9 protein-coding genes and 1 pseudogene are annotated in these 14085 nt (G+C 60.9%); 6 read left to right on the top strand and 4 right to left on the bottom strand.

Features of this window, described 5'->3' with window-relative positions; all coding sequences use genetic code 11:
• The first annotated feature begins 57 nt into the window (after positions 1 to 57).
• Positions 58 to 681 (top strand): peroxiredoxin, encoded by a 624-nt coding sequence (locus ACI3KQ_RS00050; RefSeq protein WP_404953566.1) that lies wholly within the window; start codon positions 58 to 60, stop codon positions 679 to 681.
• Positions 678 to 1079 carry an ArsR/SmtB family transcription factor gene (locus ACI3KQ_RS00045; protein WP_404953564.1) on the top strand — a complete coding sequence of 134 codons (402 nt, stop codon included), beginning with the start codon at positions 678 to 680 and terminating at the stop codon, positions 1077 to 1079. The genes ACI3KQ_RS00050 and ACI3KQ_RS00045 overlap by 4 nt, the downstream gene beginning before the upstream one ends.
• Positions 1080 to 1266: 187 nt before the next feature.
• Here the strand turns inward: ACI3KQ_RS00045 and araD1 are convergent, their stop codons facing one another.
• Positions 1267 to 2244: an AraD1 family protein gene (gene araD1 / locus ACI3KQ_RS00040; protein WP_404953562.1), complete on the bottom strand. Its 978-nt coding sequence runs from the start codon at positions 2242 to 2244 to the stop codon at positions 1267 to 1269.
• A complete protein-coding gene (locus ACI3KQ_RS00035; protein WP_404953560.1) occupies positions 2241 to 3806 on the bottom strand; it encodes an aldehyde dehydrogenase (NADP(+)) in 1566 nt (521 codons plus the stop codon). The genes araD1 and ACI3KQ_RS00035 overlap by 4 nt, the downstream gene beginning before the upstream one ends.
• A 407-nt stretch (positions 3807 to 4213) precedes the next feature.
• On the opposite strand from ACI3KQ_RS00035, the gene ACI3KQ_RS00030 reads away from it, so the two are divergent.
• The 4 genes from ACI3KQ_RS00030 to ACI3KQ_RS00015 all read left to right on the top strand — a co-directional run bounded on the left by ACI3KQ_RS00030 (position 4214) and on the right by ACI3KQ_RS00015 (position 12274).
• Positions 4214 to 5818 (top strand): DUF5597 domain-containing protein, encoded by a 1605-nt coding sequence (locus ACI3KQ_RS00030; protein ID WP_404953558.1) that lies wholly within the window; start codon positions 4214 to 4216, stop codon positions 5816 to 5818.
• Positions 5819 to 5937: 119 nt separating this feature from the next.
• A complete protein-coding gene (locus ACI3KQ_RS00025) occupies positions 5938 to 7707 on the top strand; it encodes a family 43 glycosylhydrolase (protein ID WP_404953556.1) in 1770 nt (589 codons plus the stop codon).
• Between the two features lie 57 nt (positions 7708 to 7764).
• Positions 7765 to 9276, top strand: coding sequence for a GH39 family glycosyl hydrolase (locus ACI3KQ_RS00020; protein ID WP_404953554.1), 1512 nt, complete (start codon positions 7765 to 7767; stop codon positions 9274 to 9276).
• A gap of 130 nt (positions 9277 to 9406) precedes the next feature.
• Positions 9407 to 12274 (top strand): glycosyl hydrolase, encoded by a 2868-nt coding sequence (locus tag ACI3KQ_RS00015; RefSeq protein WP_404953552.1) that lies wholly within the window; start codon positions 9407 to 9409, stop codon positions 12272 to 12274.
• Between the two features lie 62 nt (positions 12275 to 12336).
• Here the strand turns inward: ACI3KQ_RS00015 and ACI3KQ_RS00010 are convergent, their stop codons facing one another.
• Both ACI3KQ_RS00010 and ACI3KQ_RS00005 read right to left on the bottom strand, forming a co-directional pair.
• A complete protein-coding gene (locus ACI3KQ_RS00010) occupies positions 12337 to 12990 on the bottom strand; it encodes a TetR/AcrR family transcriptional regulator (protein ID WP_097093126.1) in 654 nt (217 codons plus the stop codon).
• 312 nt (positions 12991 to 13302) lie between these two features.
• Positions 13303 to 13886, bottom strand: a pseudogene (locus ACI3KQ_RS00005) (transposase); the annotation flags it as partial.
• Positions 13887 to 14085: the final 199 nt, after the last annotated feature.

Raw genomic sequence — 14085 nt, 5'->3', positions numbered from 1 at the left:
TAGTCTGAAATCGTCAAGGGCTTCCCTCCCGGTAAGCCCGCTTGCAGGGACGCGGACATGAGTGACGGAATGATCGATGCCACGACTGCCCTGCGAATCGGCGATATGGCTCCCGATTTTCAGGCGCGTTCGACACAGGGGGGCTTTCAGCTTTCCGCATTGCGAGGGCAGTGGGTGATCTTCTTTTCCCATCCTGCCGATTTCACGCCGGTATGCAGTACGGAATTTTCCGCATTGGCGCGCAGGCAGGCGGAGTTCGATGCGCTGGGTTGCAAGCTGGTCGGATTGTCGGTCGACAGCCTTTACGCTCATCTGGCCTGGGTGCGCGCGCTCAGGGAAGTGTTTGATGTAGAGATCGGCTTTCCCATCATCGAGGATCCGAGCATGGCCGTGGGGCGGGCCTATGGGATGATCGGGGAGGGCGCGACCAGCAGCATGACGATGCGATCGACCTTCTTCATCGACCCCCACGGCGTCATTCGCGCGACCACCTGCTATCCTCATAATGTGGGGCGTTCGGTGGATGAGATGCTGCGGCTGTTGTGCGCGTTGCAGCAGGTCGACCGGACCGACAGGCTGACGCCCGAAGGCTGGGCACAGGGGCAGCCGCTACTGCTTCCCCCCGTCGATCAGGCCGATGCCGCGCCTGACTGGTTCTGCCGGTTCGAGCAACAATCGTGAACGGGCTGTTTGAAGATCGCGATGCCGCGAGCGCAGCTGTCGAGAAGATCAAGATATTCGCCCAGCCCCAGCGTTTGATGATCCTGTCATGCTTGTTGCGGGGGGAGCGCAATGTCGGGGAAATCGCGGAGCTGACCGGCATTGTCCAGCCAGCGCTCAGTCAGCAACTGGGCGAGTTGCGCCGTGCCGAACTGGTTCACACTCGCAGGGAGGCCAAGCAGGTCTGGTATATGCTCGCCGATGACGCTGTTGCCCTGTGCGTGCGAAACATCGAAGCGATCTTTGCAGGGATTGGTCCGGCAGAGCCCGTTGTTTCGGATGAGTGGGCCAGTCGTGCGGCGGTGGGAGTGGGGGTCAATGCGGGTGTGGCAGGTTTCGCGCGTGTTATTGAGGGATGATGGTGCCGGAACCTGCCCGCGTCCCCCGGAAGTCACGTTAGATCGACTCCGGTTTTGACGACCTTAGGCGCTGTGCAACCGCAACTGAAAAGAACCGCGCCATGCTGGTGGGCGGCTTCCGCATGGTCCTGACCTGCTGGCGGCGCTCGCCGGTTTTCGTTCACTCGGTTCAGCGCCATCGGAACGCCTACAACGGCTTCACCCTTGCAATGCCCTGGTCCGCTGCCCGGACCAACGGATTGCGGACCGGCAAGCTGAAACAGTCGGCAGCCACTTCGAACAGGTCTCCGACCTTCGTCTGCACCTTGTCGGTGAAGGAGAGGGTGGCTGTACCGAAGAAATGCACATGCACGTCGCCTGGCCGCCGGAACTGCGCATATTTGAAATGGTGATGTTCAAGATTGTGGATGCTGTGCGACATGTTGGCTTCACCGGACAGGAATGGCCGTTCCCACAGGGTTTCGCCGTCTCGCAAGATGCGGCTGATGCCACGAACATCGGCAGGCAAGTCGCCCAGCAGCAATTCCGGTCCCAAGGCCGCCTGCCGTAGCTTGCTATGCGCGAGCCATAGATAATTGACCCTTTCGGTCACATGATCTGAAAATTCATTGCCGAGGGAAAAGCCGAGACGAAAGGGCGTGCCGTCCGGGCCGTTCAAATAGATGCCTGCAATCTCAGGCTCTTCGCCTCCATCACCGGCGAAGTGCGGCATGGCGAGGGGAGCGTCCGGCGATACCAGGATCGATCCGTCGCCCTTGTAGAACCATTCCGGCTGCACTCCTTCCTGGCCGTCACCGGGCTTACCGCCCTCTTCGCCCATCAGGAACATGCGCATGCTGTCGGTGGCATGCCCTGCGGCAGCCGCTTTGTGCATTTTGTCGCGGCCTTCGGCGGAACCCAGATGGGTTAGACCAGTCCCGCTGATCAGCAGATGCGCTGGATCCGGGTGGTCGATCGGGGCCAGAAGTCTGACGCCTTGCAGCGAAATTCGGCTTCCACGCAAGGCATTGGCCCGCTCCAGCAGCGTCTTGCCCCTTTCGATAGCGTCGAGAGCGAGGTCGCGAATGGATGAGACCCCCACCAGCTGGTGAGCGTCGCCCTGTGCGTCCAGAGCGGCGACGCCGCGTCCGGCGTCATCGGCATATTGTATGAGTGAACGGATCATGCGGACTCTCTTTCGCCATTGATTCGGCGAGGAAGTTTCCATGGGTTGTCATGCTTCACCGGTACAGGCAGCAGCTCGTCGGGAATGTCCTGATAGCAGACCGGCCGCAGGAAGCGCGCCATGGCCAGGGTGCCGACGGAGGTGGAGCGTCCGTCTGTGGTTGCCGGGAAGGGCCCGCCATGAACCATCGCCCAAGTCACTTCCACGCCGGTTGGCCATCCATTGGCAAGGATCCGTCCGGCTTTTCCCTGGAGCAGGGGCAGTATCCGGGAGGCGGTTGGCTCATCTTCGGGGTCGAGGTGGATGGTGGCCGTCAGCTGTCCCTCCAACCCTCCAATCGCTCGCGCCATTGCGTCTATATCCTTGCAGCGGACCACCACTGACGATGCGCCGAACACCTCTTCCCGCAGGGAGGCGTCGCTGGCGAAAGCTTCCGCGCTGGCGGCAAACAGGGCCGCGCTGCCGCAGGTGGAATGTGCGGGTCCCACAGCCAGCAAATCCGCATTGGGATTGGCGCGCAATGCGGCGACGCCCTTCGTATAGGCGAGGTGGATGCCAGCCGTCAGCATCACTTGAGGCGAAGCGGCTGTCACAGCGCCCGTCGCAGCGGCGAGGAAGCGGTCGAGGTCCGGACCGTCCATGGCGATTACGATGCCGGGGTTGGTGCAGAACTGCCCAGCCCCGAGCGTCAACGACGACACAAAGTCCCTTGCCAGGTCTTCCGCCCGTGCGTTCAGCGCATGGGGCATAAGGATGACAGGGTTGATGGCGCTCATTTCGGCATAAACCGGAATGGGTTCTTCCCGTTTTGCAGCGATGGCCGCAAGAGCCAGTCCCCCCGCGCGCGATCCAGTGAAGCCGACTGCCTTGATGCGCGGATCGGCCACCAGCGCGCCACCGAGTTCATTGCTCGCGCCTGGGAGGTAGGAGAAAACGCCCGGATGCAGATCGCAGGCGGCGACCGCACGGCCGATGGCGCGCGCCACCAGTTCGCCCGTGGCGGGGTGGGCCGGGTGGCCCTTCACGACGACGGGGCACCCGGCTGCGAAGGCGGAAGCCGTGTCGCCCCCCGCAACAGAAAAAGCGAGAGGGAAATTCGATGCGCCGAACACAGCCACGGGGCCGAGGGGTACATTCATGCGGCGCAGATCAGGCCGCGGCGGCGTGCGGTCAGGCATCGCAGGATCGATCGTGATGTCGAGCCAGAGACCGGCGCGGACTTCCGACGCGAAAAGGCGCAACTGGTTTATCGTGCGCGCCCGTTCGCCTTCAAGCCGGGGCCGTGGCAATCCGCTTTCGACCATGACATTGACGATCAGGTCGTCGCCAATCGCTTCAATCTCATACGCCACAGCTTCCAGAAAACTGGCGCGCGCCTCTGGACTGAGCGTGGCGAAGCTTTCTGCCGCGCTTGCGGCTAGCAAGCACGCGTCTGCTACATCCTCATTCCCCGCAGTGGAGAAATATTGTGGGCCGGCATCGCCATTCGTCGCGTCAAACCCTGTGAATTTGGGCGCCCGCTGACGTGCTTCTCTGCCAATTAAAATGCTGCCATCAATCACGAAGGAAAACTCCCGATCATTTTCAGAACTATGCGGGCCATTTTGCTCCTGCGACCAACGGGCGCGCCGCGTCTCTTCGATCTCGCCGAGCCGAGCGCGACAGCGCAGGATGAAACTTGGGTAAAGGAAATCATGGGGCTCGCTAAGCTGTGCGGCTCGTTCGTCTGATTGGCGAAGCCGAGCATTACAAAATTCATAAAAGCAGATATACTCATACAAGTAAAACATCAACCGCAAGCGGTGACTGGGTGGAGCGAAGGTCGAAGTGACCACATCGGCGGGTGAACGACGACGAGGGGGTGGAGATCGCGCGAACGCAGGCAGCAGCCGATCCGCACAAAATGCAACGATGTGGTTTACTTATGGGGCAAGGGACGTATAACGGTCGGCAGTTGATAGGAGATCATGTGCGCCACTCTATTCGCTTGATGACGCTAATCCTTTGCAGCGTCGCTGCCGCTGCGTCGGCCCATGCAGGTGAACTGCCGCGTCTTCGCACGGAAGATGGGCGGCACGCGTTGCTGGTGGATGGCAAGCCCTATCTGATGCTGGGCGCCCAGGTGCATAATTCGAGCAATTATCCCTCGGTACTGCCTCAGGTGTGGCCGGTGATGCAGGCGCTGAGCGCCAATACGATCGAAATTCCCGTCGCCTGGGAACAGTTTGAGCCTACCGAGGGTAGGTTCGACTATAGCTGGGTCGATACGCTGCTCGCCCAGGCGCGTAAAAATGACATGCGCGTTGTGCTGCTATGGTTCGGAAGCTGGAAAAACGGCGATTCAACCTACACGCCGGAATGGGTGAAAAGCGACACGAAGCGCTTCCCCCGTCTGCAGAAGCGGGACGGCCGCCCCACAACCACGCTTTCCCCACTTGGTGAGGGGACACTCGCTGCCGACCGAAAGGCCTTTGTCGCGCTGATGCGGCATTTGCGCGAGGTCGATCGCGAGCACACGGTCATCATGGTCCAGGTTGAAAATGAGATCGGGAGCCACGGCGTTGCTCGCGATTATTCGCCTGCAGCCGATCGGCTTTTCGCCCAGCAGGTGCCCGAAGACATCCGCCGCGCATCAGGAAAGCAGGCGGGGACATGGGCGGAGGTGTTCGGCAAGGAAGCGGACCAGGCATTCGCCGCCTGGACCTATGCGCGGTTCGTGCAGGAAGTGGCTGTCGCTGGCAAGGCGGAGAAGAACTTGCCCCTCTACACCAACGCCGCGGTCTTCGACGCGACGGGCACTGCCATGGCCGCCCAGGTCGCGAGCGGCGGCCCCAATTGGAACGTGCTGCCAATCTGGAAGACGGCTGCGCCTGCGCTGGATCTTATCGGACCTGACCTCTATCTGCCGCTTGAAAAGACCTATCTGGGCCTGCTGGATCGCTATGCGCGGCCAGACAATGCGCTGTTTGTCCCCGAGACGAGCAACGCAATCTGGGCCGTTCGTTTCTTTTGGGCCGCGCTGGGGCGGGGGGCTATCGGCTGGGCGCCATTTGGAATGGATGCGACGAGCTACTCCAATTACCCGCTCGGCGCGCGCAAGTTGGACGCTGCCACAATCGAAGCGTTCGCCGCCCCTTACCGCCTGTTCCGGCCTATCGCGAGCGACTGGGCTGCGATCGCCAGCAAGCACCCGACCTGGGGCACCGCCAAGAACAGCGCGGGTGAGGACTCGACCTCCATGGGCAGCTGGAAGATTTCCGTCACCTATGGGCGCAACAATTTCGACATTCCCTGGCCGGGCATGGAACCGCCGCCTTGGGCGAAGGAGCCTGTCGGTGGCGGTGTGGTCGCTCAACTCGGCCCCAATGAATTTCTGGTTGCCGGGCAATATAGCCGCTTTCAATTCACGCCCGTCGATCCGGCCATGAACGGGCAGATCATGAGCGCGGAGGAGGGGACCTTCATCGATGGCCGTTGGCAAGCAAGCCGCCGCTGGAATGGTGATCAAATCTCCTATGGCTTCAACTTCAACGAACAGCCTGCGCTGCTTCGCGTAAAGCTTTCAACCTACTAGGTTTCTGGATCAGCCTTAACGGTGCGCAAAGGGCGCAAAATACAAACTATTTCTAATCACAACCAAGTCGTCGAGAATTTGAGGGGGTCTGCAGGAACATGGCAAATGACGTGGTCAGAATGATTTTAGGTCCCTGTTCCAGCGCTCGACCGGGGCTGTCTCGGGTCGCCTGCCTGATGGCCACTGGCGCGATGTTGTTTTCCATGCACCCGCTGCAAGCGGCTGGCGCTGACCGATTTGCGACTTATGCGAACCCGGTCGATCTGCCCTACCGCTATCAGGCGCCTTCGCCCTTTCGCCCGCTTCAGCCGCGGCCCAAGGAGTCCTTCCGGGAAGCTGCAGATCCCACGATTGTCTTGTTCAAGGGCCGCTACTGGCTTTTCGCTTCGCACTCGAGCGGCTACTGGCATTCGACGGACCTTCTGCGATGGGAGTTCGTCCAGCCGACCGGTTACGCCGTTGACAAATTTGCTCCGACCGTCGTGGTCATCAACGACAAGCTGTATCTCGCAACCAGCGAGGATACCCGGCATATCTGGATGACCGACGATCCAATGAGCGGAAAATGGCGCGTGGCCGCAGACATCAGTCCGGGCTATCAGGACCCCGCCCTATTTCTGGACGATGATGGACGGCTCTATCTTTACCACGGCCTCGCATCCAAGGGGCCGCTCCATGCTGAGGAGCTTGATCCCAAGACGTTTCAGCCGATCGCGAAGGTGGACATCCCCCAGTCGCGCAAACCGGACGAACGGGGCTGGGAAGTTCCCGGTGACAGGAACGAGAAGTTTAAAGGCATGACCTTCGTCGAGGGCGCCTGGATGACGAAGCGCAAGGGGCGCTACTATCTGGAATATTCAGCGCCTGGCACGGAGTTCAAGACTTATGCCAACGGGATGCTGGTATCGGAAAAACCGTTAGGGCCGTTCGTCTATCAGGATTATAGTCCGTTCGCGTTCAAGCCGACCGGCTTCATTACAGGCGCAGGCCATGGATCGACCTTCCAGGGGAAGGATGGTCAGTGGTGGCATGCGGGAACGATGACGATTTCCCAACGACATATTTTCGAGCGGCGTTTGGGGCTGTTTCCGACGAGCTTCTCGCGATCGGGTGAAGTTATCGCAGACACCTATCTGGCCGATTACCCGCGCTACATCGGGGGGAGCCGCAAACTTACGGGATGGATGCTGCTCTCGCGGCTGAAAAGCGTAAGCGCCTCTTCGACGCTGGACGGATATTCTGCGAAAGATGCGGTCGATGAGGATGTGCGGAGTTGGTGGTCAGCCAAGACCGGCGGGGCAGGCGAATGGTTTCAGATAGATCTCGGCGCGCCCAAGCGGATCGAGGCGGTGCAGATCAACTTCGCCGATCAGGACGCCAAAGCGCTGGGGGTCAGCGCGGACGTCTATAATTATATCCTCGAACTCTCACTGGATGGCCGGACATGGAAAGCCGCGGTCGATCGCTCGCAAAACGGCGTCGATGCTCCCCATGACTATGAGGTCCTCCCCAAGCCAGAGCGGGCTCGCTTTGTCCGTTTGCGCAACATCCATTCGCCTGATGGGGGGAAATTTTCGCTCTCGGATCTGCGGGTCTTCGGCAATGGTGGAGGCGTAAAGCCCGCCAAAGTGCGCCGCGCGTCTCTTCGCCGGGACGGCGATGACGGGCGCAGCGCAGTGATCAACTGGGCACCGGCAAAGGGGGCCGAATTCTACGTCGTGCGGCTTGGGGTTCGCCCCGACCTGCTGAACCAGAATTACCAGGTTTATGATGGAAAGACGTCGATCACCGTAGCGAGCCTCAACATTGGGAAAGGCTACTGCGTCACGATCGATGCGGTGAACGAAAATGGCATCACCCGCGGGGGGAGGCCTGCCTGTTCACGATGAGCGGGCGTTCACACGCTCAAAATTCCCAATGTTACAGAAAAACAGGATAAAAGACCGATGGATGAGATGCCTGTCTGGACACGCCGCCAGTTCACAGCCCTGAGCGGAGCGGTTGGCGCCGCCGCGTTGACTTCGCCGGCGTGGGCGGAGGAAGCGAGCCAGGTTGTTGAAATAGATCTTCGGCGCGAAACAGGCAAGCTGGACCATATCTGGTCACGCGTCATGGGATCGGATCGTGCGGCGATCACGATGAGAGAGCCCTGGCGTAAGGATCTCGAACGCTTCAAGAACGAAGCCGGTCTTAAACGCGTGCGTTTTCACGGAATTTTCAATGATGAAATGGGCGTGGGCGCGAACGGCAATTTCCAGAACGTCAACGCCGTCTATGATGGCCTGCTGGACCGTGGCGTGCAGCCCTTCGTCGAACTGAGTTTCATGCCGCAGGCCTTGGCGAGCGGAACGAAGAAGTTCGGCTTCTACAGGGCTGATGTCAGCCCTCCGCGCTCGATGGAGAAATGGTCCGAACTGGTCGAGAAGTTTGTGCGGCATCTGGTACAGCGTTATGGCGCGTCGGAAGTGCGGCAATGGTATTTTGAAGCCTGGAATGAACCGAACCTGACGTCCTGGTTTTGGGGTGGAACGCAGGAGCAATATTTCGAGCTTTACAAGGCGAGCGCTCGCTCGGTTAAGGCTGTTGACCCGTCGATCAGGATCGGCGGCCCGGCGACCTCTGCTATCCAATGGATCCCGCAGTTTCTGGAATATTGCGAAAAGACTGGCACGCCGGTCGATTTCGTATCCACCCACATTTACCCTGGCGATGACCAGGCGATGATCTTTGGCAAGGCTAATCGATACCGGGAATATGACGTCGTGCCGGCGGGCGTGGCGCTCGCCCGCAAGCAGATCGATGCGACGCGGTTCAAGGGAGCCGAATTGTGGTTGAACGAATGGTCATCCGACAGCCCGGCGATGATCGCGCACGCCATTACGCAAAGCCTTCCTCACTGTCATGCCATGGGTCAATGGCAGATCAGCGGCGAATATGAGGAAAATATGGTCGCAAACTGGGTCTTCAAGGAAGGACAGAATGGTTGGGGAATGCTGGCCCGGGGCAGCGTCGCGAAACCCGAGTTCAACACCTATAAGTTGCTCAATCGCCTGAGTGACCGCAGACTTGCGGTAAAAGGACCCGCCCTGGCCTCGACAATGGACGGGGGAAAATTTGCCGCTCTGGTCTGGAATCTCGCCGATGTGCAGCAGGCGCCAGGCATCCCCGGCGCGAGCAGGGAGCGCAAGGTTACAGGTACGCGCAAAGCGATGCTCGTGAGGATGCGCGGCGCGCAGGCGGGGCAGCGGGTACAGGTGAGTTATGTCGATCAGGAGCGCGGTTCCCCTTATCCTGCATGGCGCGCCATGGGGTCTCCGCAATATCCCACGCGAGAGCAGATGGACGCCATCCGCAAATCTGCGGAGTTGGCTGCGCCTGAATTGAAAACGCTCAATGGACGTGGCGAAATCATCCTGGATCTTCCGCCAGAAGGCGTAGCGCTGGTCGAGGCTGTCTGATCCTGGGAAGGATGGTCTTCAGGCTGTAACATTGACCGACCCGAATGCGGACGGCCGACGATGTTTGCCGTGATGTCGCGTGTGTTGCGCCTGAATGGCCCAAGTTAATAATCGAGAGAGAGATCAGATCATGTTCGCCAACAGGGTAACGGCAAAGCTTCTGGCAGCCACCGCGATGGCATTTTCCGTGCTGAACGTGCAGGCATCGGCTGAGTCCTTGTCGGAGGCGTTCAAGTCGCCACCGATGGAGGCCAAGCCCCGCCTCCGTTGGTGGTGGCCGGGCGACGCTGTAACTGATGTGGAGTTGCGGCGCGAAGTCCAGCTGATGGCGCAGATGGGCTTCGGCGGTGCCGAGGTGCAATCCTTTTCGCCGAATTTCGTGAAATTGACCCCTGAAGAAAGGGCAGTGGTCAACGACTATGCCGAACCCAGCTTCTTCGCGCATCTGCGCGCAGCGGCGGATGCCGCGAAGAACGCCGGTCTCAGTCTCGACTATACCCTGGGCTCGGCCTGGCCGTCGGGCGGTGGCGAAGCGATACCGCCAGAAAAGGCGTTCACCGAATTGGCCATGGCGCGCACGATGGTCAGGGGCGGCACGTCCGGCCCAATCAAGGTCGAACAGCCCAAGCGGACCAAGAGGCTTGGCGCTCTCAACTTCTTCGATCCGCGTACAAAAGATCCTAAATATGCGGACTGGGGTAAGCGGTTGGACGCGCGGGCGCGCACCGTGGCCGTGGTTGCGATGAAAGGCAGCGCGCCTGACCTGAAGAAACGCGGCGGCATGAACGGGATGACCATTTCGCCGTGGAGCGATGTGCTGACCTCCGGCACACTAGATCCGGCCAGCCGCATTGTCCTGACCGACAAGCTGCGGGAGGATGGCACGCTCGACTGGTCGCCTCCGCCTGGTGACTGGCAGGTCTTCGTCTTCCGGCAATTTGCTTCTGACGTCGGGGTCTTGGGCTCGGCCGGACGGGGGCCTCAGCTTATCCTGGACCACACCGACCCCACGGCCTTTGCAGCCCATGCCGCACGCGTCGGCGATCCCTTGGGCAAGAACCCGCCGGGCATGCGCTCGACCTTTGTCGATTCTCTGGAACTGATGCAGGATATTCAGTGGGGCCCAAAACTGCTGGAAGAATTCAAGAAACGGCGCGGATATGATCTGACGCCTTATCTTCCCTTTGTGTTGCAGCCGGGCTGGATGCAGGCATGGGACGAACATTATTCATTGCCCTATTTCGACGCCGCAAACAGCGACATCGCCGAGCGGGTGAGGGCGGATTATCGCCATACGGTGTCGGACATGATCATCGCGGGCTTCATCGAGCCCTTCGTGGCGTGGAACCATGCCCATGGCCTGAAGGCCAAGTTCCAGGCGCATGGCGGCGCGTTCGACACCATTCGCGGCTATGGACTTGCCGACATCCCAGAAACCGAGGATCTGGTTCACAGCGGTGATCCGCTGTTCATGCGCCTCGCCCGCTCCGCCGCCAACCTTTATGGACGCCGCATCGTTTCGGCGGAAAGCCTGGTGTGGCCCGACCGGGCATATAGCGTTACGCCCACGGAAATGCGGCGGCGCACCGACCTCATCATCGCCGGCGGCGTCAACAGCATGATCCTGCACGGCATGAACTACCGTTTCCACGCCGAAGACTGGCCGGGCTGGCACGCCTTCCAACCGAGTCCTTTCTCCCTGGGGTTCAGCGGTCCGCTGAACGAAACCAACCCGGTCTGGCCTGCCATGAAGCCGCTTGCTGCCTATATGGGTCGGTTGCAGGCCGTCATGCAGGCGGGCGAGCCGGTAGTTCCGGTTGCTTGGTTCTATGGCCGCTACGGCTATTATATCGGTATCGAGGATGATGGCGCGGGCAAGCAGGCCGGCGAAAAGGCTTTCCTTGCCGCCGGATATGATTTCGACCGGATCAATCCTGACTCGATTGCGCAGGCGAGGGTCGAGGGTCGACGGCTCATATCCAAGGGAGGGCACGCTTATGGCGTGCTCGTGTTGCCGCCGATCGACGGCATTCGCGCCGATACGATGGAAGCGATAGCTGGCTTTGCCAAGGCGGGACTGCCTGTCTTCTTCACCGATCACGCACCCCGCCGCGATGAAGGACTGGCCGACGCGAAGAAGCGCGACGCTCGCGTGAAGAAGGCGGTAGATGCAGCGATGAAGGCGGGAGCCAAGATCGTGCCTGCCGCGGAAGTGCCTGCCGCGATCCGCGCCGCAGGTGTCGCGGGAAATCTCCGCTTTGACGGCGACGCTTCGGACCTGGTGTTCGTTCAGCGGCTGGTCGACGGGCAGACCGTCACCTTCGTTCACAATCGCAGTGACAGCGCACGAAATGTCACGCTGTCGTTACCCGGCGTCGGCGGCGTTACGCGCTGGAATGCGATGGATGGCAGCCTCAGGCCCGTCTCGGCGAGCGCGACGGCGGACATGACGCGGCTGCCTCTGTCGCTTGCTTCCGGGGAAAGCGCACTCCTTGTCCTCGATCCCAAGGCAAGGCCCCAGACCTTGGCGGCTCCGGCTTTAATCGGATCGGCGACCTTGCCCGCCGAAGGCTGGGCGCTGTCCGTGTCCGGTCATGTAGCGCGCAAGCCCTACGCCCATGATTTCGGCAAGGTCGCGCTGCAGGACTGGAGCAAGGTGCCGCAGCTGGCGGGCTTCTCCGGCGAAGCGAGCTACAGTCGTTCGATCACGGTCGATCCATCCTGGTTCAAGCAAGGCACTCGCGTCAGTCTAGACCTGGGACAAGTGTATGACATGGCGACGGTGACGATCAACGGCCGCACTTTGCCGCCGGTTATCGCCGCGCCGTTCCGCCTTGATGTAACGGATGCGCTGCGGCCGGGCGCGAATATGCTCAGGGTGACTGTGGCGAATGTTCCGCAGAACGGCATGATCGACCCCAGTAACCCGGCCTTCAAGAAGCTGAAGCCCGTCGCGGCGGGGTGGGTTGGCGCAGGACGGCTGGAGGCCAGCCGTTGATCAGGAGCGCGAGCGGGGAAGTCCCGCTCGCCTTTGCGCGCCCTGGTCGCGTCCGCAGGTCATTACCAGCGGTCGCGAGCGAGGAGCATCAGGTCGACGACTTCCCTTCCATGCGCTTCGATATCCTGGGCCGTGAGTTCGCGGACCAGATCATATTGCAGGAACCAGCCATGCACGGCGGTGAGTATATGTTCCGCCACCGCTTCAGGCCGGGCAACCGGAATGCCGTCTCTTTGCGCGGCGGCGCGGATGTCGTTCGCCAGTAGCCGAACCGCGTTCAGATAGCCCAGATCATGCATCAGGGGGGCAAGGTCGGGAAAGCGGTGGCGGTTCAGAAGGATCAGCGCGTGAAGGCCGCGGAAGAGCGGATCCACGAGAAGCGACGCCATGTCAGCAACCCGCAGGTGCAATATCTGGCCTATGTCCGTGACGCAGTCGGTGGCTTCGACCCGAGAGACGGCGTACCAACGCGCCAAAGTTTCCCTTACGACCGATCGAAAAAGGTCGGATTTGGTGGCGTAGCGGCTGTAAAGGGTCGTGCGAGTTATTCCGGTTGCCGCCGCGATCTTTTCCATGGACACGCCGTCAAAACCGTCCGCAAGGAACATGCTGCGCGCGGTCGCAAGGATTGCTTGCTCGATCAGGGCCACTTCCGTGGAAGTGGGGCGGCCCCTTCTTAAAGCGAGTTTCGCAGGAATGGGAATTCGGCGTGCCATCAGCACCTTCTGATGCGGTGCCGTCGCGATGGCAACGCAGCGACAGAAGCTGTTTTCCTCGCAAAAAGCCAAGGGGATAGTGCAGACGGCAGAAGACCCTGCCCGGAATTTGCTCAACTTTGTCATTGCGATCGCTCCCGCAGCTCGAGGTTCGCACCCAGGCGACGGAAGGTCAAGCGACACTCGGCTCAGATGTAATCGCCGACGGAACCTTTCAATTACCCACAAGTGCGCCCGGTGAAAGCAATTGGAATTTTCATGTTCATAAGATGGGACCAGCCGCGCCATATGACGCGATTTCCTGGAGGCGGGTCGGCGCGCGTGGCTCCAGCATAGGGCACGGGTTAGCGGCGCTGACAGTCTGTCGGCGTGCAACAACGCATTATAATCGGCATAGGCATCGGCTTGGCGAATGCCTCTCTAACTGCGCAGATGTTCGACGGGATGTTCGCCCCGCCGGTGACGGGAACAATGGGAGATCGCCGCGGGCGGCGCGGGCCCGCCGAATGGCGGATCGTCCCGAACATAGGTCCAGATGCGGCCCGTATCGGGCCAACAGCGGCACCGTCGTATCGTCGCTATGCAGTCGCTCGGCGGTAAGGACATGCGGCTTGATCAGCAGGTAGAGCGGCATCAGCGCAGCGGTACAGGCGCCGACCTGATCGGCCAGGGTGGGCTCAGGTCCATGCCTTCACGGTCATAGCGATCGCGCTGGCGGTTGAGCGGCTGATGCGCGCCGAACTTCTCGAACAGCAGCATGGCGAGGAAGCTGGGGCCAAAGAGCCCACGGGGCTTGACATGGAAGGAGTCGGCGGTTGCGTGATCTTCTCGCAGGCCCGACAGGAGAACTTCTCCCGCGCGGTCTGAACCACCTTCCACTGGCGCGGCACCACCTCACTGTTCCTGAGCGTGGACTATGGTAAGATCGAGCGCAGGGTATCGCTTCTGCTTCCGATCGGCGCTGGGACAGTAGGCATTCGGTGAAGGCCGCGGATCAGGCGGCTTCGCGTTGATCTTCGGCGGCGCGCCAATTCCATGGCAGCAGTTCGTGGAGACGGTTCTGGGGGATGTCGGCGATGCGGCTGAGCACATCGG

The sequence above is a fragment of the Sphingobium sp. ZW T5_29 genome (assembly GCF_044987515.1).
Classification (GTDB): domain Bacteria; phylum Pseudomonadota; class Alphaproteobacteria; order Sphingomonadales; family Sphingomonadaceae; genus Sphingobium.
This window is presented reverse-complemented; position numbering and strand designations above follow the sequence as displayed.

What these genes read in the sequence shown, in the direction of transcription:
- araD1 (WP_404953562.1), bottom strand. Translation starts at nt 2,244, where the DNA reads ATGATCCGTTCACTCATACAATATGCCGATGACGCCGGACGCGGCGTC.
- ACI3KQ_RS00050 (WP_404953566.1), top strand. Translation starts at nt 58, where the DNA reads ATGAGTGACGGAATGATCGATGCCACGACTGCCCTGCGAATCGGCGAT.
- ACI3KQ_RS00015 (WP_404953552.1), top strand. Translation starts at nt 9,407, where the DNA reads ATGTTCGCCAACAGGGTAACGGCAAAGCTTCTGGCAGCCACCGCGATG.
- ACI3KQ_RS00020 (WP_404953554.1), top strand. Translation starts at nt 7,765, where the DNA reads ATGGATGAGATGCCTGTCTGGACACGCCGCCAGTTCACAGCCCTGAGC.
- ACI3KQ_RS00010 (WP_097093126.1), bottom strand. Translation starts at nt 12,990, where the DNA reads ATGGCACGCCGAATTCCCATTCCTGCGAAACTCGCTTTAAGAAGGGGC.
- ACI3KQ_RS00025 (WP_404953556.1), top strand. Translation starts at nt 5,938, where the DNA reads ATGATTTTAGGTCCCTGTTCCAGCGCTCGACCGGGGCTGTCTCGGGTC.